Origin of the sequence: Streptomyces sp. NPDC090106, assembly GCF_044747265.1 — a bacterium.
In the GTDB taxonomy this organism is placed as follows: Bacteria; Actinomycetota; Actinomycetes; order Streptomycetales; family Streptomycetaceae; genus Streptomyces.
This window is the reverse complement of the sequence record NZ_JBIVDS010000004.1, coordinates 34338-55337: the sequence shown is the minus strand read 5'-3', so window position 1 is coordinate 55337 and position 21000 is coordinate 34338. Positions and strand designations below refer to the sequence as shown.

The following is a 21000-nucleotide window of genomic DNA, read 5'->3' as shown; positions in this document are numbered from 1 at the left end:
CGCCGCTCAGGCCATCCACCGTTCAGGCCATCCACCGGTCGGGCAGCGCGTCCCGTCGGCCGGTGCGCGAGCGCTCGGACTGGGCCCGCAGCAGCGCCGCCGCCTCCTCGGCGTCCCTCAGACGGGCCGTGACGGTCTTGTTGGCCCCCGTGTCCACATGGACCTCGGCGAGCCGCCACAGCCGCTGCCAGGGCCCCTGACGCAGCCGTACGCTCTGGACCTTCGCGTGCGGGACGAGCGCGAGACTGCGGCGCAGCAGCCCGTGCCGGGCGGCGAACACCGCGTCGGTGACGGCGAGTCCGTAGCCGCGCCACCACAGGGGCACGCACCGGCCGGCCCGGCGAGGCGGCCGGGACAGGGCCGCGGCGGGCGGCACCGTCACCCCGGGCAGCACGCGCGCGACGACCGCCTCGGCGACCTCGCGCGGCGCGACCGGCACCAGGACCGAGTTGGACGATCCGGCCACGTCCAGCTCGACCCGCACCCAGCCGCGCCGCCGCCACAGCAGCGGCTCCACGATCCGCACGGTCTGCACGCGTCCCGGGGGCACCGTCTCGTGGGTGCGGTCCAGGAGCCCGTGGTCGATGCGCAGTCCGTCGGGCGACTCGCCCACCGTCCAGTCGTACTCGCCGACGAACCGGCCCACGCTGCTCGCGCCCGCGGCGCCCAGCAGGGGGAGACCGGTCGCGAGGACCGTCCACACGCTGTGGGTGGCGAACCAGAGCAGCGCGGGGACGACGAGGGCGGCGGCCAGCGTGCCCCAGGTGGCGCCGGTCAGCACGACGGCGATCGCGAGGTCACCGGGGGGCGTGCGCAGCAGCTCGCGCGCCGGTGCTTCGCCGACTTCGTGCGCCGTCTCAGGCGCGAACCCGGCGGCGCGCGCCAGGAGTTCCGCGCGCAGCGCACGCGCCTCGCGCTCCCCGAGGAAGGCCAGCTCGTCCTTCTTGTCGGTGCCTATGACGTCGAGTTTCAGCTTCGCGACGCCCGCCACGCGCGCGAGGAGCGGCTGGGTGACGTCGATCGCCTGGATGCGTTCGAGACGGATGTGCGCGGTGCGCCGGAACACCAGGCCGGTACGGATGCGCAGTTCGCTCTCGGTGACCGCGAAGTGCGTGTACCACCAGGTGAGGAAGCCGTAGAGGGCGGCGGCCGGGACGAGGACGGCGAGCGCGAGGAGCAGGGTCGTGGTCGTCAGCCGTGTCAGCTGCCGCTGCGCCTGGTCCGGGTCGTGCAGCGCCCAGCCGATGATCACGGTGACGGGCGCCCACGCGCGCCTGAGCGGTGTCACGGGGTGCAGCCGGTGCTCGGTGACGGGCGGCTTCTCGCGCACCGCGCCGTCGACGCCCGGGGCCGTCACAGGCCGGCCGATCGGGCCTCGCCGAGCTCGGTGAGCCGGTCGCGCAGCCGTTCCGCCTCGGCCGGGTCGAGGCCGGGGATGGTCGCGTCGGTCGCGGCGGCGGCCGTGTGCAACTGGACGCTGGAGAGCCCGAAGTGGCGCTCCACCGGCCCGGAGGTGACCTCGACGAGCTGCATCCGCCCGTACGGCACGACGGTCTCCTCGCGCCACAGCACGCCCCGGCTGATCAGCAGGTCGTCGGCGCGCTCGGCGTAGCGCCAGGAGGCCCAGTTGCGGCCCAGCATCACCCAGCCCCAGGCGAGGAGCGCGAGCGGCAGCAGCGCGAACGCGGCCCACACGGGGCCGGCGAGCAGCCCGAGCAGCAGGGCCAGCCCCACGGCGAGCAGCCCCAGCCACACCACCAGCAGCAGCCGCCGCATCCGCAGCAGCCGCGGGGGGAGCCCGGTCCACGCCGGCTCGCCCTGTGCCCTCACCGTGTCCAGCCCGCTCCCCGTCTCCATGAGGCCAGCGTACGTACGACAGACTGTGCGCATGACTCCCACGACGGAGACCACGGTCGGTATCGGCGGCGCCGCGGAGAGCACCGACATGGTGCTGAACATCGGGCCCCAGCACCCGTCCACGCACGGGGTGCTGCGCCTGCGGCTGGTCCTGGACGGCGAGCGCATCACGCGCGCGGAGCCGGTGATCGGCTACATGCACCGGGGCGCGGAGAAGCTCTTCGAGGCGCGCGACTACCGCCAGATCATCATGCTCGCCAACCGCCACGACTGGCTGTCGGCGTTCTCCAACGAACTGGGCGTGGTCCTCGCCGTCGAGCGCATGCTCGGCATGGAGGTGCCCCCGCGCGCGGTGTGGACCCGCACGCTCCTCGCGGAGCTCAACCGGGTCCTCAACCACCTGATGTTCCTGGGCTCCTATCCGCTGGAGCTCGGCGGCATCACCCCGGTCTTCTACGCGTTTCGTGAGCGCGAGGTCCTCCAGAACGTCATGGAGGAGGTCTCCGGCGGCCGGATGCACTACATGTTCAACCGCGTCGGCGGCCTCAAGGAGGACCTCCCGGCCGGGTGGACCACGCGCGCGCGGGAGGCCGTCGCGGCCGTGCGCTCGCGCATGGACGTCTACGACGACCTGGTCCTCGGCAACGAGATCTTCCGGGGGCGCACCCGGGGCGTGGGCGCCCTCGCGCCGGAGGCCGTGCACGCGTACGGCGTGAGCGGGCCCATCGCGCGCGCCTCCGGCGTCGACTTCGACCTGCGCCGCGACGAGCCGTACCTCGCCTACGCGGACCTTCAGGACACCCTGGAGGTCGTGACCCGCACCGAGGGCGACTGCCTCGCCCGCTTCGAGGTGCTCCTCGGGCAGGCGCACAACGCCCTCGACCTCGCCGACGCCTGCCTGGACCGGCTCGCCGACCTGCCGCCCGGGCCGATCAACCAGCGGCTGCCCAAGGTCCTGAAGGCGCCCGAGGGGCACACGTACGCCTGGACCGAGAACCCGCTCGGCATCAACGGCTACTACCTCGTCAGCAAGGGCGAGAAGACCCCGTACCGGCTCAAGCTGCGCTCGGCGTCGTTCAACAACATCCAGGCGCTGGTGGAGCTGCTGCCGGGGACGCTGGTCGCGGACATGGTGGCGATCCTGGGGTCACTGTTCTTCGTGGTCGGGGACATCGACAAGTAGCGCCCCGAGGGCCTCGGCCCCGTCCGCGAGGGCCACGGGCTGGAGCAGCCAGCCGAAGTCGCCCAGTCCGCCGGGCGCGGTGAGTTCGGCGGCCTCGCCCGCGCTCGCGAGGGCGCGCACATAGGCGGCGGGGTGCGTGGTCGCGAGGGTGAGCGGGGGGCGTGCGCCCCTCACGCCCAGGGCGTGCAGCGCGGTGCGCTGGGTCAGCACGCGCCCGCCGGGCAGGGCGCACGCGTCCAGCGCCACATGCGCCGTGATGTCGCACGAGCCGTCCGGCACGGGCATCGTCCCGCGCCCGCCGCGGAAGCCCGTGAGCGTGCCGAACGGGGGGCGCGCGGCCCTGGAGTGCGCGTAGTCGACCGCCACCGCGAGCCCCCGCGCGACCGTCGCGACCGCGTCCGCCCACGCCTCGTCCCGGGGCAGCCCGATCTCCGCCCGCAGCCCCTCCTCGGGCGGCAGCGGCCACCAGCGCGCCAGCCAGTCCGCCTCGGCGCCCGCGACGGCCTCCCCGAGCAGCTCGGTGCCGTCGCGCCGCACGAGCACCCGGCGGGCCACGCCCGCCCGGTCCACCTCGGCGACCTCCACCGGCACGTTGTCCAGCCACTCGTTGGCGAACAGCAGCCCGTCGATCGCGCGCGGGGGCTCGCTCAGCCACTCGATGCGGTGGTCGAGGCCGGGTGGGCGGGAGGCGAGTTCGACGGCGCACGCACGCGTGCGGGCCGCGACCTCCTCGGGCAGCGCGGCGAGCACCCCGGTGACCAGTTCGCCCCGTCCGGCGGCCATGTCGACGAAGTCCAGCGCCGGCGGATGCCCCAGGGCCGCGTCGACACGGCACAGCAGCCCGGCCACGGCCTCGGCGTAGAGCGGCGAGGCGTGCACCGACGTCCGGAAGTGGCCCGCCGGTCCCTCGGGGCGGCGGTAGAAGCCCTCAGGGCCGTACAGGGCGGCCTCGGCCGCGGCCCGCCACCCGCTCCAGTCGTCCTTCATGCCGTCCGTCACGTCGTCCGTCACGTCGTCCCTCACGCGGTCAGCGTAGGCGCACCGGGGAACGCCGCCTCCACCTTGGGGAGTACGCCGGGGGCGCATGGATCGGTCCTCCGGTTGACCCCTGCACACATCACGCTTCCCTACGCTGGGTCACGTGCAGCGCCTCTATGACTTTCTCCGCAGGCACCCGACAGGGGTCGACAGCTTCTGGGCCGTCTTCCTGTTCGGGATCTCGCTGCTGAGCGGCACCGCCACGTCGGCGGTTCGGGGCAACGACTCCCCGGCGCTGGTCGTCCCGATCGCGTTCCTGCTGTGCCTGGTGATCGCGCTGCGCCGGCGCGTCCCGGAGAAGATGCTGCTGCTGACGATCGGGATCGGTCTCACGCAGCTGGTGCTGAACGTCCAGACGATGGCCGCCGACTTCGCGATGCTGGTGATCGTCTACACGGTGGCCGCGACGGGCTCCCGCTGGGCCTCCCGGCTCGCGCTGGCCGTCGGGCTGGGCGCGGCGCTCGTCGCGCAGCTGCGCTGGCCGCAGGACGGCAGCGCGCTGGGCAACGCCGCCAAGGCGGTCTTCATGACGGTGCCGTTCGCGCTCGCCTGGGTGCTCGGCGACTCGATCCGCACCCGCCGCGCGTACTTCGCGCAGCTGGAGGAGCGCGCCGCCCGGCTGGAGAAGGAGCGCGAGGCGCAGGCGAAGGTCGCGGTGGCCGCCGAGCGCGCCCGGATCGCCCGCGAGCTGCACGACGTGGTCGCCCACAACGTGTCCGTCATGGTGGTGCAGGCCGACGGCGCCGCGTACGTCCTGGATGCCGCGCCCGACCAGGCCAAGAAGGCCCTGGAGACCATCTCCTCCACCGGCCGCCAGGCCCTCGCCGAGATGCGCCGCCTGCTGGGCGTGCTGCGCACCGGAGAGCACCAGGAGGGCGGAGAGTACGTCCCGCAGCCGGACGTCGAGCAGATCGACGACCTGATCGAGCAGTGCCGCACCTCGGGACTGCCCGTCGACTTCAAGGTGGAGGGCACCCCGCGCCCGCTGCCCAGCGGCGTCGAGCTCACGGCGTACCGCATCGTGCAGGAGGCCCTGACCAACACCCGCAAGCACGGGGGGCCCAACACGGGCGCGAGCGTGCGGCTGGTGTACTTCGACGACGGACTCGGCCTGCTGGTCGAGGACGACGGCAAGGGCGCGCCGCACGAGCTGTACGAGGACGGCGGCGCCGACGGACAGGGGCACGGCCTCATCGGGATGCGGGAGCGGGTCGGCATGGTCGGCGGCACTCTGGATGCGGGACCGCGTCCGGGCGGAGGATTCCGTATCAGTGCGCTGCTCCCGCTCAAACCAGCGCACTGACATCGACGCACGCCCTCTGTTGACACCTGTCACGCCCCCGGCGAAGCGACCACAAGAGCCAGCCCCCGAAGAGAGACGGAAGAGGACCCTCGATGACGATCCGCGTGATGCTCGTCGACGACCAGGTGCTGCTGCGCACCGGGTTCCGGATGGTGCTGGCCGCACAGCCGGACATGGAGGTCGTCGCGGAGGCGGGCGACGGCGTCGAGGCGCTCCAGGTGCTGCGCGGGAGCGCCGTCGACGTCGTCCTGATGGACGTGCGCATGCCGAAGCTGGACGGTGTCGAGACCACCCGGCGCATCTGCCAGGAGGACGACCCGCCCAAGGTGCTGATCCTGACCACCTTCGACCTCGACGAGTACGCCTTCTCGGGGCTGAAGGCGGGCGCGTCCGGCTTCATGCTCAAGGACGTGCCACCCGGCGAGCTGCTCGCCGCGATCCGCGCGGTGCACAGCGGCGACGCGGTCGTCGCGCCCTCCACCACGCGCCGCCTGCTGGACCGGTTCGCGCCGATGCTGCCGAGCGGCGCGGGCAAGGAGCCGCGGCACAAGGAGCTGGAGCGGCTCACCGACCGCGAGCGCGAGGTCATGGTGCTGGTCGCGCAGGGCCTGTCCAACGGCGAGATCGCGGCCCGGCTGGTGCTGTCCGAGGCGACCGTGAAGACCCATGTGGGCCGCATCCTCACCAAGCTGGGGCTCAGGGACCGCGTCCAGGTGGTCGTGCTGGCCTACGAGACGGGGCTCGTACGGGCCGGAGGGCACGGCTGACGACCGCGGCGAGCCCGTGCCGGCCGCCGGGCCGGCGCCCGTGCTCAGCGCAGGACGCCCTCCAGGAAGTCGCTGCCGAGCCGGGCCACCACGGCGATGTCCAGCTGGTGCTGCACGTACCGGCCGCGGCGCCGCGTGGTGATCAGGCCCGCCTTCTTCAGCACGCCCAGATGCCGGGATATCTCCGGGGCCGTCATCCCGTGCGCCTGCGCCAGCTCGCTGGTCGTGTAGGCGCTGCGCGCCAGATGACGGCAGATCCGCATCCGCACGGGGTGCGACAGGGCGGTCATGCGCAGGGCGAGCTGCTCCACGGAGGCGGGCGGGGTGAGTTCCGGGGCGCCGACCGGGTAGTGCACCACGGGCTGCCAGCCGCGCCGGTACAGGACCGACAGATGGGGCCAGCCGACGCTGGTCGGGATCAGGAGCAGGGTGCCGTCCTGCGTGGCGGTGCGTCCCACGGTCAGTTTGTCGACGGTGATCTCCCGCGCGGCCCCGTCCAGCGTGACCACCGGTGACACGGCGGCCAGCGCCTCGGCCAGGCCCTTGCGGCGCAGCAGGTCCGTCTTGTGCCGGGCGTCCGCCACCAGCTGGGGGCGCAGCCGGGACCAGGCCTCGGCGAAGAACATCTCGTCACAGTCCGTGAGGAACTGCCGCAGCCAGGCCCGGATCCGCGGCGGATCGGCCAGCAGCAGCTCGCTGAACCGCTCCTGCTGCGGTCCGCGTCCGGCGGCCAGGTCCAGCGCGCGCCGCCGCACCCGGGCGTCGACCAGCGGGCTCGGCCCCTCCCCGTAGGGCATCGCGCAGGAGAACTCCAGCGCCGCGTCCACGAACTGCTCGTCCGTCAGCTTGTCGAGCTGGTCCAGTTCCTCGGCGAGCGTCGCCCCGGGCAGCGCGGCGCCGCCGGGGATGCCCGCGAACGGCAGGAACAGGTCCGAGAACGTCGACCGCCACAGGAAGTCGGCCTCGCACATCCGGTCCGCGAGCTGCGGGTCGAGAGCGGCGGTCACGCCCGTCACCCAGCCCTGGAGCCCCGGATGGTGCCCGGGCTCCGCCAGCGCGTGCAGCGCCATGCCGAGCTCGGCCAGGGGCGAGGGCACGACGGTCACCCTCTCCGGCCGCAGCCCCGCGATGTCGATGCGCACGCTCATGTCCCCATGGTGCACCCCACCACCGACAACGCCTTCGCCGATTGACGGCCCCCGTCAATCGGCGCGACGCCGGCGCCGGACCGGCGCAGCCTGGAAGGACCGGGGCAACCGCGGAGCCCGACCCACCTCCCGTCCCGAGAGGCGATCCGTCATGAGCATCACGCAGCAGTACCTCCTCGACACCTACCGTGCGCAGCGGCTGGGCGTTCCCGCCCCGCCCGCGCCCGGCTCCCAGGACTGGCAGGTGGTGCGCGAGTGGCGTGAGCAACGGGAGTTCCGCGCGGTGCTCGCCGGACGCCCGGTCCACGGGCGGATCCGGCGGCTGCTCGCCCGCCTCCTGCGCCCGGCCCGCTGAACCGCCCGGCCCGCTGAACCGTCCGCCCGCCGAACCGTCCGCTCGTCGGCGCCGATCCGCCTGGCGGCGCCGATCCGCCTGGCGGCGCCGATCCGCCTGGCGGCGCCGATCCGCCTGGCGGCGCCGATCCGCCTGGCGGCGCCGATCCGCCTGGCGGGGCGATCCGTCCGCCGGGGTTGATCCGCCCCTGAACCGCTACGGCAGCCGGGCCACGAAGGCCGCCACCGCCGCGCGCACGTCCTCGGCCGTCCACTCCAGGCCGGCCGCGCGGACGACGACCTCGGTGACGCCCAGGCCCGGCCCGCCGCGGTCCCAGGGGTTCGCGAACAGGAACGTGCCCGTCTCCTCCGCCTGCCGCACCGCCGTCTCGGCCAGGACCTCGCTGTCGTAGGGCAGCCAGACCTGGAACTCGTGCGTGTGCGGTTCCTCGGGGTGCACCCGGGCCCACGGCAGGCCCGCCTCGGTGAACCCCTCGCGCAGGGCCGCGGCCACCACGCGCGCGTGGCGCACGTACGACGGCAGCCGGGGAAGCTCGCGCTCCAGGCCCGCCAGCGCCGACAGGGCGGTGGGGAACTGCTGGAAGACCATCCCGCCGTACCGGTGGCGCCAGGTCCGCGCCTCCTCCACCAGGCTCCTCGGACCGGCGAGCGCCGCGCCGCCGAAGCCGTCCAGCGACTTGTAGAACGACACGTAGACGCTGTCGGCCAGGGACGCGATCTCGTCCAGGGGGCGGTCGAAGTGGACCGTGGACTCCCACAGGCGGGCGCCGTCGAAGTGCACCACCGCGTCACGCTCGTGCGCCGCCTCCACGAGCTCGGTCAGCTCCTCCCAGGACGGCAGGACGAAACCGGCCTCCCGCAGGGGCAGCTCCAGCATCAGCGCGCCGAAGGGCTCCTCGAAGTCGCGCACCTCGTCGGCGGTGGGCAGCCGCGGCTCACTCGTGAGGCGGACCGTGCGCAGACCGCTGACCTGGCCGAACGCGTTCCGCTCGTGCACCTCGGGGTGGGCCAGGGCGTGCAGCGCGACTGTCGGGTCGCCGGTCCTGCCCGCCCAGCAGCGCAGGGCCACCTGCTGGGCCATCGTGCCCGTCGGGAAGAACGCGGCGGCCTCCGTGCCCAGCAGGGCGGCGACCCGCTCCTCCAGGGCCTCCACCACGCCGTTGCCGTACATGTCGGCCTGCTCGTCCAGGTCGTACACCGAGGGCGCGGCCTCGGCGAGGGACGCCAGCCGCTGCCCGAGGGTGCCGGTGAAGCCGCCGCGGGACAGGACCCGGTCCGCCGTCCGGAACGCGGCACGCCGCCGTTCGCGCACCTTCTCCTTCGGGGACCGCTCGTCGCTCTGTTCAGCCGTATCGCTCATGACCGGGATGATGCCGCCCGGCCGACCCCGAGAGCACCCTGATTTCCGTGCCGCCGCACCCCCAGGTCCCACCCACAGCCTGTGGACGACCGACCGCCCCCGGAACCGATCGCGTTAACATGACGAGAAATCGTCCGGTACCCGGAGCGGACTGGAACGGGAAGGCCGCCGTCGCGTGAGTACAAGCCAACAGCCAGACCCCAGGGACCGTCCCGCGCGGCTCGCCGTCGGCGTCGTCGGCGCCGGACGGGTGGGCCCCGCGCTCGCCGCGTCCCTCCAGCTCGCCGGGCACCGCCCGGTGGCCGTCTCCGGGGTCTCCGACGCCTCCCGCAGGCGGGCCGCGACGATGCTCCCGGACGTCCCGCTCGTCCCGCCCGCCGAGGTGCTCCAGCGGGCCGACCTGGTCCTGCTGACCGTCCCGGACGACACCCTGCCCGGCCTGGTGCAGGGCCTCGTCGAGACCGGCGCCGTCCGTCCGGGCCAGCTCCTCGTGCACACCTCCGGGCGGTACGGCGCGAAGGTCCTGGACCCCGCCCTGCGCGCGGGCGCCCTGCCGCTGGCCCTGCACCCGGCGATGACGTTCACCGGCACGCCCGTGGACGTCCAGCGGCTCGCCGGCTGCTCCTTCGGCGTCACCGCGCCCGAGGAGCTGCGGATGGCCGCCGAGGCGCTCGTCATCGAGATGGGCGGCGAGCCCGAGTGGATCGCCGAGGAGCGCCGCCCGCTCTACCACGCGGCGCTCGCGCTCGGCGCGAACCACCTGGTCACCCTCGTCGCCCAGTCCATGGAGCTGCTGCGCGAGGCCGGGGTCGCCGCCCCCGACCGGATGCTCGGCCCGCTCCTCGGCGCCGCCCTGGACAACGCCCTGCGCTCCGGCGACGCGGCACTGACCGGACCCGTCGCGCGCGGCGACGCGGGCACGGTCGCCGCGCACGTGTCCGAGCTGCGCAAGCACGCCCCGCAGACCGTCGCCGGCTATCTCGCGATGGCCCGCGCCACCGCCGACCGGGCCCTGGCCCACGGACTGCTCAAGCCCGAACTCGCCGAGGACCTCCTCGACGTCCTCGCCACCGGCGGCGAGGACAGCCGCGGCACCGAGGGAGACGACGCATGACGATCACCTTGCTGCACACCGCCGCCGAGCTCCACGCGCGCGTGCCCGACGGCCGCCGTGCCGTCGTCATGACCATGGGCGCCCTCCACGAGGGCCATGCCACCCTGATCCGCGCCGCCCGCGAACTCGCGGGACCCGGGGGCGAGGTCGTCGTCACGGTCTTCGTGAACCCCCTCCAGTTCGGCGCGGGCGAGGACCTCGACCGCTACCCGCGCACCCTCGACGCGGACCTGAAGATCGCCGAGCAGGCGGGCGCCGACGTGGTGTTCGCGCCCTCCGCCGACGAGGTCTACCCCGGCGGCGAACCCCAGGTGCGGATCACCGCGGGACCCATGGGCGAGGTCCTGGAAGGCGCCTCGCGCCCCGGCCACTTTGACGGCGTCCTCACCGTCGTCGCCAAGCTGCTGCACCTCACCCGGCCCGACGCCGCCCTGTTCGGCCAGAAGGACGCCCAGCAGCTCGCCCTGATCCGCCGCATGGTGCGCGACCTGAACTTCGGCATGGAGATCATCGCCGTGCCGACCGTGCGCGAGGAGGACGGACTGGCCCTGTCCAGCCGCAACCGCTACCTCTCGCCCAAGGAGCGGACCACCGCGCTCGCCCTGTCCCAGGCGCTGTTCGCGGGCCGCGACCGGCACGCCGCGCAGGAGGCGCTGCGCGCCCGCGCCCGTGAGGTGCCCGCCACGCACGCGCGTGCCGAACAGCTCAGCGCCATAGGGGAGTCCCGCGCCGCCGCCGACGCGCACGCCGTCGCCAAGTCCCTCCCGGGCGCCCCCGCGGCCGTCCGCGCCGCCGCCCGCCTGGTCCTCGACGACGCGGCCCGGCTGACACCGCCGCTCGAACTGGACTACCTCGCCCTGATCGACCCGTCCGACTTCCGTGACGTGGACGAGGACTTCACCGGCGAGGCCGTGCTCGCCGTCGCCGCCCGGGTCGGGGCGACCCGGCTGATCGACAACCTCCCCCTCACCTTCGGAGCCGCCTCGTGACCACCACAGGCATACGCCCGCCCGTCGCCCACGACCGCCCTGGAGCGGGAGCGCTGCGCGCCCACCCCCGCCTCCACGCCCCCGCACCCGGCTGGTCCATCGACGCCGACGTGGTCGTCGTCGGGTCCGGGGTCGCCGGTCTCACGGCCGCCCTGCGGTGCGAGGCCGCCGGGCTGCGGACCGTCGTCGTGACCAAGGCGAGCCTCGACGACGGCTCCACGCGCTGGGCGCAGGGCGGCATCGCCGCCGCCCTCGGCGAGGGCGACACCCCCGAGCAGCACCTCGACGACACGCTGGTGGCGGGCGTGGGCCTGTGCGACGAGGACGCCGTCCGCCTCCTCGTCACCGAGGGCCCCGGCGCGGTGCGCCGCCTCATCGAGACCGGCGCCCACTTCGACGAGTCCGAGGAAGGCGGCCTGGAGCTCACCCGCGAGGGCGGCCACCACCGCCGGCGCATCGCCCACGCGGGCGGCGACGCCACCGGAGCGGAGATCTCCCGGGCGCTCGTCGAGGCGGTCCACGCGCGGGGCCTGCGCACCTTCGAGAACGCGCTCGTCCTGGACCTGCTGACCGACACCGAAGGCCGGACGGCGGGCGTCACCCTGCACGTCATGGGCGAGGGCCAGCACGACGGCGTGGGCGCCGTGCACGCCCCCGCGGTCGTCCTCGCGACCGGCGGCATGGGCCAGGTGTTCTCCGCGACCACCAACCCGTCCGTGTCGACCGGCGACGGCGTGGCGCTCGCCCTGCGCGCGGGCGCCGAGGTCAGCGACCTGGAGTTCGTCCAGTTCCACCCCACGGTGCTCTTCCTCGGCGCCGACGCCGAGGGCCAGCAGCCCCTCGTCTCCGAGGCGGTCCGCGGCGAGGGCGCCCACCTGGTCGACGGCGACGGCGTGCGCTTCATGCTCGGCCGGCACGAACTGGCCGAACTCGCCCCCCGGGACATCGTCGCCAAGGGCATCATGCGCCGCATGCAGGAGCAGGACGCCGAGCACATGTTCCTCGACGCCCGGCACTTCGGCGCCGACATGTGGGAGCACCGCTTCCCCACGATCCTCGCCGCCTGCCGCACCCACGGCATCGACCCGGTCACCGAGCCGATCCCGATCGCCCCGGCCGCCCACTACGCCTCCGGCGGCGTGCGCACCGACTCCCTGGGCCGCACGACGGTCCCCGGCCTGTACGCGTGCGGCGAGGTCGCCTGCACCGGCGTGCACGGCGCGAACCGGCTCGCCTCCAATTCCCTCCTGGAGGGCCTGGTCTACGCCGAGCGCATCGCCGCCGACATCACCGAGGGCCACGCCGCCGGCGCCCTCCCCGCGCGCGTGCCCGCACCGGTGGAGCACCAGGAGCGGCCCGCGCACCCCCTGCTCGCCCCCGAGGCCCGGTTCGCGATCCAGCGGACCATGACCGGCGGCGCCGGCGTCCTGCGCTCGGCACGCTCGCTCTCCGGAGCCGCCGACGCCCTCGAACGGCTGTACGCCGACGCCCGTGACACCCTCGACGAGCACGGCAAGACCGCCGAGCCCGGCGTCGACACCTGGGAGGCCACCAACCTCCTGTGCGTGGCCCGTGTCCTGGTCGACGCGGCCCTGCGGCGCGAGGAGACCCGGGGCTGCCACTGGCGCGAGGACGCACCCGACCGCGACGACACCACCTGGCGCCGCCACATCGTCGTACGGCTGAATCCCGACCGCACACTCGCGGCGCGCACCACCGATACCGCAGACTTCCCCCCGACCCGGCAGTCCCCTCAGGAGCAGTGACAGCAGTGAGCACCGACGACCTTCCCCTTGTCCCGTCCGACGGCTGCGGCGACGGCTGTGCCTGTGGCGCGGACGACGGCGGGGAATACCTGGAGTGCGGGCTCGACCCCGCGCTCGCCCAGCTCCTGGCCGACGCGGGGCTCGACCCCGTCGAGGTCGAGGACATCGCCAACGTGGCCATCGCCGAGGACCTCGACAACGGCGTGGACGTGACGACCGTCGCGACCATCCCCGAGGACGCCGTCGCCACCGCCGACTTCGTCGCCCGCGAGGCGGGTGTCGTCACCGGCCTCAGGGTCGCCGAGGCGGTCGTCTCGGTCGTCTGCGAGGACGAGTTCGAGGTCGAGCGGCACGCCGAGGACGGCGACCGGGTGGAGGCCGGGCAGAAGCTCCTGTCGGTCACCACGCGCACGCGCGACCTGCTCACCGCGGAGCGCAGCGCGCTCAACCTGCTGTGCCGGCTCTCCGGCATCGCGACGGCCACGCGCGCGTGGGCGGACGCGCTGGAGGGCACCAAGGCGCGCGTGCGCGACACCCGCAAGACGACCCCGGGGCTGCGGTCCCTGGAGAAGTACGCGGTGCGCAGCGGCGGCGGCGTCAACCACCGCATGTCCCTCTCGGACGCGGCGCTCGTCAAGGACAACCACGTGGTCGCCGCGGGCGGCGTCGCCCAGGCCTTCAAGGCCGTGCGGGAGGCCTTCCCGGACGTGCCGATCGAGGTCGAGGTCGACACCCTGCACCAGCTGCGCGAGGTCGTGGACGCGGGCGCGGACCTGATCCTGCTCGACAACTTCACGCCCGGCGAGTGCGAGGAGGCGGTGGCGATCGTCGACGGCCGCGCCGCCCTGGAGGCCTCCGGCCGGCTCACGCTCGACAACGCGCGCGCGTACGCCGACACCGGCGTCGACTTCCTCGCCGTAGGCGCCCTCACCCACTCCTCGCCGATCCTCGACATCGGCCTGGACCTGCGCGAGGCGGAGTAAGAGCGATGCTGCTCACGATCGACGTAGGGAACACGCACACCGTCCTCGGTCTGTTCGACGGCGAGGAGATCGTCGAGCACTGGCGCATCTCCACGGACGCCCGCCGCACCGCCGACGAACTGGCCGTCCTGCTCCAGGGCCTCATGGGCATGCACCCGCTGCTCGGCGAGGAGCTGGGCGACGGCATCGACGGCATCGCGATCTGCGCGACCGTGCCGTCCGTGCTGCACGAACTGCGCGAGGTGACGCGGCGCTACTACGGCGACGTGCCGGCGGTCCTCGTCGAGCCCGGTGTGAAGACGGGCGTGCCGATCCTGACGGACAACCCCAAGGAGGTCGGCGCGGACCGCATCATCAACGCGGTCGCCGCGGTCGAGCTCTACGGCGGGCCCGCGATCGTCGTCGACTTCGGCACGGCGACGACGTTCGACGCGGTGTCCGCGCGCGGGGAGTACGTGGGCGGCGTCATCGCGCCCGGCATCGAGATCTCCGTGGAGGCGCTCGGGGTGCGCGGGGCGCAGCTGCGGAAGATCGAGGTGGCCCGGCCGCGCAGCGTGATCGGGAAGAACACCGTCGAGGCGATGCAGTCGGGCATCGTGTACGGCTTCGCCGGGCAGGTCGACGGGGTGGTCGGGCGGATGGCCCGCGAGCTCGCGGACGACCCTGCCGAGGTGACCGTGATCGCGACGGGCGGACTGGCGCCCATGGTGCTGGGGGAGTCCTCGGTGATCGACGAGCACGAGCCCTGGCTGACGCTGATCGGCCTGCGGCTCGTCTACGAGCGCAACGTGTCGCGGATGTAGCCGGCGGAGCGGGCCCGGCCCGCCGGCCCGCCCGGCCTGCCTGCCCGCCGGCCCGCCCGGCCTGCCTGCCCGCCGGCCCGGCAGGCAGGCCACGGCGGCAACCGGGTGGTTCGGCCGCGCCACGCTCCTCCACGGTGTCGAATTTGTCTGATTAGTGCGTATCGTCGCCGCATGCCCACGCCCTATGGATCCCGCGGCGGCATGGCGTTCGGAGCGGAGGAGCTGCGTGTGCTCCGCCGCGCCCTCGCCCTCGCCCTCCACCCCGGCCGGACCTCGGCCGCAGACGTCCAGGACTGCCTGCGGCTCGCCGAGTCGCTCGACGAGGCGGTGCACGAGGGGGCCCGGCTGCGCGCCTTCCTGGTCGCCGACCTCGCCCGCTACCGCGCCGCCCTGCCCGGCACCGCCGCCGGCTACCTGACCCTCCTGGAGGAGGCGCTGGGGGCCGGATACCGCCCCGACGCCGACGACCTGGCCGCCCTCAGGGCGCTGCGCGGCAATCCTGTCGCCGCCGCGCTGCTGGACCGCTGCTGGACGCTGGCGGAACAGGACGTACGCGCCCGTCTGGCGCGCGGAACGAGCGCCGCGGCCCGGCGGGCCGTCCCGGCCGTCCCGGCGTCCCGTACGCGCCTCCTGGCCCTTCCCGGGGGCCTCGGGGAGGCGGGCCGGGAGGCCGAACGCCCGCCGCAGCCGACGGCGCCCGAGAAGGAGCCCGCCGACAAGCCCGCCCGGCCCGCACCGGACGCCCCGAAGCCCGGCCGCCCCATCCCCACCCCCGGCGAGGTCTTCCCGCGCCGCAAGCCGAGCCCGCCGCAGCAGCTCGCCGCGGGCTGACGCCGCCCCGCGCGGGCCGGCGCCGGTCACCCGCCCCTCCCGCGCGGGGGGCGGGTACGGGACGTATCGGGCCCCGTGGCTACCCTTGCCGCATGGACTACGTCTCCGCGCTGCTCCCCCCGGTCGTCATGGCCGTGTTCTTCATCGGTGTGATCCGCGTGATCGTGAAGACCCAGGGCGGGGCCAACAAGGCCAAGGAGGACGCCGTCGTCGACGCCGCCCTCGCGCGCGCGGAAGGCGGCCCGAAGGCCCCCGCCACGACCGACGGCTGACCGGCCGGCGGCTGGAGAACGACGGCCCCGGCACTTCGCGGGGCCCGCACCATCGGCGTACGACTCACCTTTTTTCCACGAGTCGTACGCCCTTTTTGTCGCTGTTGAAGTGATCTCCCACTATTGTGCTGAGCTGTGCCTCGCCCATTGGGAGAACTCGAAGACGCGGTCATGACGCGGGTGTGGAAGTGGAACCGCCCGGTGACCGTTCGGGAAGTCCTGGAAGACCTTCAGCAGGAACGGTCCATCGCGTACACCACGGTGATGACCGTTTTGGACAATCTCCATCAGAAGGGCTGGGTCCGCCGCGAGGCCGAAGGGCGCGCCTATCGATATGAGGCGGTGTCCACCCGGCCCGCCTACGCGGCGGCCCTGATGAACGACGCCTGGGCGCAGAGCGACAACCCCGCCGCCGCTCTCGTCGCCTTCTTCGGGATGATGAGCGACGAACAGCGACAGGCGCTGCGCGACGCCGTACGCATCGTCCAAGGACCGGAAACCCCTGATGTCCCCCCGGATTCGATGCCGGAGGGCGACGGGCGATAGCGTCCGCACATGTCAGCAGAGAGCTCGCCGGCCCGGAGTCCCGAAGTCACCGCGAAAGCCATCACCGTCCGACGGGCCCGCACCTGCGATGTCCCGGCCGTGCGCCGACTCCTGGACGCGTACGTCGGTGACCGCATCCTGCTCGACAAAGCGACGGTCACGCTTTACGAGTCCCTCCAGGAGTTCTGGGTCGCCGAACGCGACGACAACGGTGAGGTCGTCGGCTGCGGCGCACTGCACGTCATGTGGGAAGACCTCGCGGAAGTGCGCACTCTCGCGGTGAAGCCCGGACTGAAGGGCGCCGGTGTCGGTCATCAGTTGCTGGAGAAGTTGCTGCACACAGCGCGCTGGCTCGGCGTTCGCCGGGTTTTCTGTCTGACCTTCGAAGTGGACTTCTTCGCCAAGCACGGCTTCGTCGAGATCGGTGAGACGCCGGTCGACACCGATGTGTACGCGGAGCTGCTGCGTTCCTATGACGAGGGCGTCGCGGAGTTCCTCGGTCTCGAACGAGTGAAACCGAACACCTTGGGCAACAGTCGGATGCTTCTGCATCTGTGATCGTCATGTGCTATTCCGCCCGACGGCCCTGCCCAGGTTCCCTATGTCCGAAACGCGTATGTTTCCCGGCTGTGGGTGTCCAGTCGGTCTCCGCCAGGGGTTTGTGTTTTCCCAGCAAAAGCGGTTTGCTTTCCGACGTACTGCAGTACTGCATATAACAAGGGGCGGCGAAACGGCGGACGCCGCGGACTCCAGGCCCTCAAAGTTTCGATGAAAGGAAATCCGGTGGCACAGAAGGTTCAGGTCCTTCTTGTCGACGACCTCGACGGCGGCGAGGCGGACGAGACCGTGACGTTCGCGCTGGACGGCAAGACCTACGAGATCGACCTCACGACCGCCAATGCGGACAAGCTGCGTGGTCTTCTCGAGCCGTACGTGAAGGGTGGCCGTCGCACCGGAGGCCGCGCTTCGGGTGGCCGTGGAAAGGCGCGCGCCGCGTCCGGCGGCAGCCAGGACACCGCGCAGATCCGCGCGTGGGCCAAGGAGAACGGCCTGGAGGTCAACGACCGCGGCCGTGTTCCCGCCTCCATCCGCGAGGAATACGAGAAGGCCAACGCCTGAGCACGACCCGTCGGCTAGTGGAGCGAGCGCGGCCGGGAGGCACACTCCCGCAGCCGCATGCGGTGACACCGCGTCGCCACTGTGTCCAGCAGTCGTACGAGATCGGGGGCGTCCCCACCGCCCCCCAGCGCCGACAGCGTCGGCAGCGAGACCTCGACCTCGCACCCCGGCCCGGGGGGCCGCAGCCATACGGCGGCCCCCTGAACGGCCCCGGCGGGCCGCCCGGCACCGGCAGGCACCGCCCAGGGAGGCGCGGGAGCCTCCATCAGACCGCCCGCGCCGAGCACCGTGAGATCGAGGGCCAGCGGGCCCCACTCCAGCCACTCCAGGACCCCGGGCACCTCCTCCGCGCTGCCCGCGGCCACCAGCAGCCGCATCCGCCCGCCCCGCACGGCCACCGGAGAGCCCGGCGCCAGATGGCGCAGCGCGGCCCCGCCCGCCTCGGCCGGCACGTCCAGGACGTCGAAGAGGCGGCCCACCACGAGCCGGACCGATGCCCCCGGACCGCCGGGCGCCACCGGCCAGCCCAGCTCGTTCTCGTACCACCGGCGGACCTGATCGCTCGCGTCGAGCGGCCGGCGGGGGAGCGGGACCGTGGCAACCATGCCAAGTGCAACCGCCCGAAGAGCCCGCGAGTTACGCTGAGTCCCTTCGTGATTGCGCAGAGTGCCGAACCGGTGGGCGTTCGGAGGTGTGACGGGGCGCAAGGTTGTTCGCCCGTAGCGGAGGGACGGGGGGCCTACGGCATGGACTGTCAGTCCGAGCGGGTAAGACATCCCTAGTGGGAGGGGGCGACACGCAGGCCGAGCCGTCTCACGTTCGCCATCGGCGTACTGGAGACAGGGGTAACTGTCTGGCCTGCGGGAACATCGTCTCGCACCATCAGGTTGGAGCAGATGTCGGCGTCACGGGTCAGGAGGCCATCGACGGTGTCGGCAGTTGGAATGAGCGGTCCCCGCTTGCGGGACTAAGCTGCGGAAGGACAGGGAGGGGAAGTTCCCCCCACTGCCTGACCGCTCTGAGGAGCGATTAACGATGTTCGAGAGGTTCACCGACCGCGCGCGGCGGGTTGTCGTCCTGGCTCAGGAAGAAGCCCGGATGCTCAACCACAACTACATCGGCACCGAGCACATCCTCCTGGGCCTGATCCACGAGGGTGAGGGTGTCGCCGCCAAGGCCCTTGAGAGCCTCGGGATTTCGCTCGAGGCGGTCCGCCAGCAGGTGGAGGAGATCATCGGCCAGGGCCAGCAGGCCCCGTCCGGGCACATCCCCTTCACCCCCCGTGCCAAGAAGGTCCTGGAGCTGTCGCTCCGCGAGGCCCTTCAGCTCGGCCACAACTACATCGGCACGGAGCACATCCTGCTCGGCCTGATCCGCGAGGGCGAGGGCGTCGCCGCCCAGGTCCTGGTCAAGCTGGGTGCCGATCTCAACCGTGTCCGCCAGCAGGTCATCCAGCTGCTGTCGGGCTACCAGGGCAAGGAGACCGCCACCGCCGGCGGGCCTGCCGAGGGCACTCCCTCGACGTCCCTGGTCCTCGACCAGTTCGGCCGGAACCTCACCCAGGCCGCTCGTGAGTCCAAGCTCGACCCGGTCATCGGGCGCGAGAAGGAGATCGAGCGGGTCATGCAGGTGCTGTCCCGCCGCACCAAGAACAACCCGGTCCTGATCGGTGAGCCCGGTGTCGGCAAGACCGCCGTCGTCGAGGGTCTCGCCCAGGCCATCGTCAAGGGCGAGGTGCCCGAGACCCTCAAGGACAAGCACCTCTACACCCTGGACCTCGGCGCGCTGGTCGCCGGCTCCCGCTACCGCGGTGACTTCGAGGAGCGCCTGAAGAAGGTCCTCAAGGAGATCCGCACCCGCGGCGACATCATCCTGTTCATCGACGAGCTGCACACGCTGGTCGGTGCGGGTGCCGCCGAGGGCGCCATCGACGCCGCTTCGATCCTGAAGCCGATGCTGGCCCGCGGTGAGCTGCAGACCATCGGCGCCACCACGCTGGACGAGTACCGCAAGCACCTGGAGAAGGACGCGGCCCTCGAGCGCCGCTTCCAGCCCATCCAGGTCGCCGAGCCCTCGCTCCCGCACACCATCGAGATCCTCAAGGGTCTGCGCGACCGCTACGAGGCCCACCACCGTGTCTCGATCACGGACGAGGCCCTCGTCCAGGCCGCGACCCTGGCCGACCGGTACATCTCGGACCGCTTCCTCCCCGACAAGGCGATCGACCTGATCGACGAGGCGGGCTCCCGGATGCGCATCCGCCGGATGACCGCGCCGCCGGACCTCCGCGAGTTCGACGAGAAGATCGCGGGCGTGCGCCGCGACAAGGAGTCGGCGATCGACTCCCAGGACTTCGAGAAGGCGGCCTCTCTCCGCGACAAGGAGAAGCAGCTGCTGGCGGCGAAGGCCAAGCGCGAGAAGGAGTGGAAGGCCGGCGACATGGACGTCGTCGCCGAGGTCGACGGTGAGCTCATCGCCGAGGTCCTCGCGACCGCGACCGGCATCCCCGTCTTCAAGCTCACCGAGGAAGAGTCCTCGCGACTCCTCCGCATGGAGGACGAGCTCCACAAGCGGGTCATCGGCCAGGTCGACGCCGTCAAGGCGCTGTCGAAGGCGATCCGCCGTACGCGTGCCGGTCTGAAGGACCCGAAGCGTCCCGGTGGCTCGTTCATCTTCGCCGGCCCGTCCGGTGTCGGTAAGACCGAGCTGTCCAAGGCGCTCGCCGAGTTCCTCTTCGGTGACGAGGACGCGCTGATCTCCCTCGACATGTCGGAGTTCAGCGAGAAGCACACGGTCTCGCGTCTCTTCGGTTCGCCCCCCGGATACGTGGGCTACGAAGAGGGCGGCCAGCTGACCGAGAAGGTCCGTCGCAAGCCGTTCTCCGTCGTCCTCTTCGACGAGGTCGAGAAGGCCCACCCGGACATCTTCAACTCGCTGCTGCAGATCCTGGAGGACGGTCGTCTGACCGACTCCCAGGGCCGGGTCGTGGACTTCAAGAACACGGTCATCATCATGACGACCAACCTCGGCACCCGGGACATCTCCAAGGGCTTCAACCTGGGCTTCGCGGCCTCCGGTGACAAGAAGTCCAACTACGAGCGCATGAAGAACAAGGTCTCGGACGAGCTCAAGCAGCACTTCCGGCCCGAGTTCCTCAACCGCGTCGACGACGTGGTCGTCTTCCCGCAGCTGACGCAGGAGGACATCCTGCGGATCGTCGACCTGATGGTCGGCAAGGTGGACGAGCGCCTGAAGGACCGGGACATGGGCATCGAGCTCTCCCAGTCCGCGAAGGAACTGCTGTCCAAGAAGGGTTACGACCCGGTGCTGGGTGCGCGTCCGCTGCGTCGCACCATCCAGCGCGAGATCGAGGACACGCTGTCGGAGAAGATCCTCTTCGGCGAGCTGCGTCCCGGTCACATCGTGGTCGTCGACACGGAGGGTGAGGGCGAGACCGCCACGTTCACCTTCCGCGGCGAGGAGAAGTCGGCACTGCCGGACGTCCCGCCGATCGAGTCGGCGGCCGGCGGGGGCGGGCCTACGAATCTGAGCAAGGACGCGTAGCCC

General features: G+C 72.6%; 21 protein-coding genes. 15 read left to right on the top strand and 6 right to left on the bottom strand.

Going from position 1 to position 21000, the window contains the following annotated elements:
* Positions 1 to 22 precede the first annotated feature (22 nt).
* Together ACIPSE_RS13910 and ACIPSE_RS13905 are read right to left on the bottom strand one after the other, a co-directional pair.
* On the bottom strand, positions 23 to 1357 hold the full coding sequence (locus ACIPSE_RS13910; protein WP_401661885.1) for a PH domain-containing protein: 1335 nt from the start codon (positions 1355 to 1357) through the stop codon (positions 23 to 25).
* Positions 1354 to 1857: a PH domain-containing protein gene (locus ACIPSE_RS13905; RefSeq protein WP_401661882.1), complete on the bottom strand. Its 504-nt coding sequence runs from the start codon at positions 1855 to 1857 to the stop codon at positions 1354 to 1356. Before ACIPSE_RS13905 ends, ACIPSE_RS13910 begins: the two co-directional genes overlap by 4 nt.
* A gap of 31 nt (positions 1858 to 1888) precedes the next feature.
* Between ACIPSE_RS13905 and ACIPSE_RS13900 the strand changes: the two genes are divergently transcribed.
* The gene (locus ACIPSE_RS13900) at positions 1889 to 3040 is read left to right on the top strand and encodes an NADH-quinone oxidoreductase subunit D (RefSeq protein ID WP_401661880.1); all 1152 of its coding nucleotides are present in this window, start codon (positions 1889 to 1891) and stop codon (positions 3038 to 3040) included.
* Here the strand turns inward: ACIPSE_RS13900 and ACIPSE_RS13895 are convergent.
* Entirely contained in the window at positions 3005 to 4027 is a 1023-nt protein-coding gene (locus tag ACIPSE_RS13895) for an SAM-dependent methyltransferase (RefSeq protein ID WP_401663077.1), read from the bottom strand. The two genes, ACIPSE_RS13900 and ACIPSE_RS13895, sit on opposite strands and share 36 nt — an antisense overlap.
* A gap of 154 nt (positions 4028 to 4181) precedes the next feature.
* Here ACIPSE_RS13895 and ACIPSE_RS13890 point away from each other — a divergent pair, with 154 nt between their 5' ends.
* Together ACIPSE_RS13890 and ACIPSE_RS13885 are read left to right on the top strand one after the other, a co-directional pair.
* Positions 4182 to 5381: a sensor histidine kinase gene (locus ACIPSE_RS13890; RefSeq protein WP_401661877.1), complete on the top strand. Its 1200-nt coding sequence runs from the start codon at positions 4182 to 4184 to the stop codon at positions 5379 to 5381.
* A gap of 92 nt (positions 5382 to 5473) precedes the next feature.
* Entirely contained in the window at positions 5474 to 6148 is a 675-nt protein-coding gene (locus ACIPSE_RS13885) for a response regulator (RefSeq protein WP_401661875.1), read from the top strand.
* 44 nt (positions 6149 to 6192) lie between these two features.
* Here ACIPSE_RS13885 and ACIPSE_RS13880 read toward each other — a convergent pair whose 3' ends face one another.
* Positions 6193 to 7296: a DUF5937 family protein gene (locus ACIPSE_RS13880; RefSeq protein WP_401661872.1), complete on the bottom strand. Its 1104-nt coding sequence runs from the start codon at positions 7294 to 7296 to the stop codon at positions 6193 to 6195.
* A gap of 151 nt (positions 7297 to 7447) precedes the next feature.
* On the opposite strand from ACIPSE_RS13880, the gene ACIPSE_RS13875 reads away from it, so the two are divergent.
* Complete coding sequence (locus tag ACIPSE_RS13875) at positions 7448 to 7651, top strand: hypothetical protein (RefSeq protein ID WP_401661869.1); 204 nt, start codon at positions 7448 to 7450, stop codon at positions 7649 to 7651.
* Positions 7652 to 7846: 195 nt separating this feature from the next.
* Here ACIPSE_RS13875 and ACIPSE_RS13870 read toward each other — a convergent pair whose 3' ends face one another.
* On the bottom strand, positions 7847 to 9010 hold the full coding sequence (locus ACIPSE_RS13870; protein ID WP_401661866.1) for a threonine aldolase family protein: 1164 nt from the start codon (positions 9008 to 9010) through the stop codon (positions 7847 to 7849).
* A 175-nt stretch (positions 9011 to 9185) separates the two neighbouring features.
* On the opposite strand from ACIPSE_RS13870, the gene ACIPSE_RS13865 reads away from it, so the two are divergent.
* The 10 genes from ACIPSE_RS13865 to ACIPSE_RS13820 all read left to right on the top strand — a co-directional run bounded on the left by ACIPSE_RS13865 (position 9186) and on the right by ACIPSE_RS13820 (position 17433).
* Positions 9186 to 10124, top strand: a complete 939-nt coding sequence (locus ACIPSE_RS13865) for a Rossmann-like and DUF2520 domain-containing protein (RefSeq protein ID WP_401661863.1) — start codon at positions 9186 to 9188, stop codon at positions 10122 to 10124.
* Positions 10121 to 11113 (top strand): pantoate--beta-alanine ligase, encoded by a 993-nt coding sequence (gene panC / locus ACIPSE_RS13860; RefSeq protein WP_401661861.1) that lies wholly within the window; start codon positions 10121 to 10123, stop codon positions 11111 to 11113. Before ACIPSE_RS13865 ends, panC begins: the two co-directional genes overlap by 4 nt.
* A 53-nt stretch (positions 11114 to 11166) precedes the next feature.
* Positions 11167 to 12879 carry an L-aspartate oxidase gene (locus tag ACIPSE_RS13855; RefSeq protein WP_401663075.1) on the top strand — a complete coding sequence of 571 codons (1713 nt, stop codon included), beginning with the start codon at positions 11167 to 11169 and terminating at the stop codon, positions 12877 to 12879.
* A gap of 5 nt (positions 12880 to 12884) precedes the next feature.
* Positions 12885 to 13862 (top strand): carboxylating nicotinate-nucleotide diphosphorylase, encoded by a 978-nt coding sequence (gene nadC / locus ACIPSE_RS13850; RefSeq protein WP_401661859.1) that lies wholly within the window; start codon positions 12885 to 12887, stop codon positions 13860 to 13862.
* 5 nt (positions 13863 to 13867) lie between these two features.
* The gene (locus ACIPSE_RS13845) at positions 13868 to 14665 is read left to right on the top strand and encodes a type III pantothenate kinase (RefSeq protein ID WP_401661856.1); all 798 of its coding nucleotides are present in this window, start codon (positions 13868 to 13870) and stop codon (positions 14663 to 14665) included.
* Positions 14666 to 14866: 201 nt separating this feature from the next.
* A complete protein-coding gene (locus ACIPSE_RS13840) occupies positions 14867 to 15496 on the top strand; it encodes a hypothetical protein (RefSeq protein WP_401663073.1) in 630 nt (209 codons plus the stop codon).
* A gap of 92 nt (positions 15497 to 15588) precedes the next feature.
* Positions 15589 to 15768, top strand: coding sequence for a hypothetical protein (locus ACIPSE_RS13835; RefSeq protein ID WP_401661853.1), 180 nt, complete (start codon positions 15589 to 15591; stop codon positions 15766 to 15768).
* Between the two features lie 135 nt (positions 15769 to 15903).
* Entirely contained in the window at positions 15904 to 16314 is a 411-nt protein-coding gene (locus ACIPSE_RS13830) for a BlaI/MecI/CopY family transcriptional regulator (RefSeq protein WP_401661851.1), read from the top strand.
* Between the two features lie 9 nt (positions 16315 to 16323).
* Complete coding sequence (locus ACIPSE_RS13825; protein ID WP_401661848.1) at positions 16324 to 16872, top strand: amino-acid N-acetyltransferase; 549 nt, start codon at positions 16324 to 16326, stop codon at positions 16870 to 16872.
* Positions 16873 to 17097: 225 nt separating this feature from the next.
* Complete coding sequence (locus ACIPSE_RS13820) at positions 17098 to 17433, top strand: Lsr2 family protein (RefSeq protein ID WP_401661845.1); 336 nt, start codon at positions 17098 to 17100, stop codon at positions 17431 to 17433.
* A gap of 14 nt (positions 17434 to 17447) precedes the next feature.
* Here the strand turns inward: ACIPSE_RS13820 and ACIPSE_RS13815 are convergent, their stop codons facing one another.
* Positions 17448 to 18038: an SCO3374 family protein gene (locus tag ACIPSE_RS13815; RefSeq protein ID WP_401661842.1), complete on the bottom strand. Its 591-nt coding sequence runs from the start codon at positions 18036 to 18038 to the stop codon at positions 17448 to 17450.
* A gap of 430 nt (positions 18039 to 18468) precedes the next feature.
* On the opposite strand from ACIPSE_RS13815, the gene ACIPSE_RS13810 reads away from it, so the two are divergent.
* Positions 18469 to 20997, top strand: coding sequence for an ATP-dependent Clp protease ATP-binding subunit (locus tag ACIPSE_RS13810; RefSeq protein ID WP_401661839.1), 2529 nt, complete (start codon positions 18469 to 18471; stop codon positions 20995 to 20997).
* Positions 20998 to 21000 lie beyond the last annotated feature (3 nt).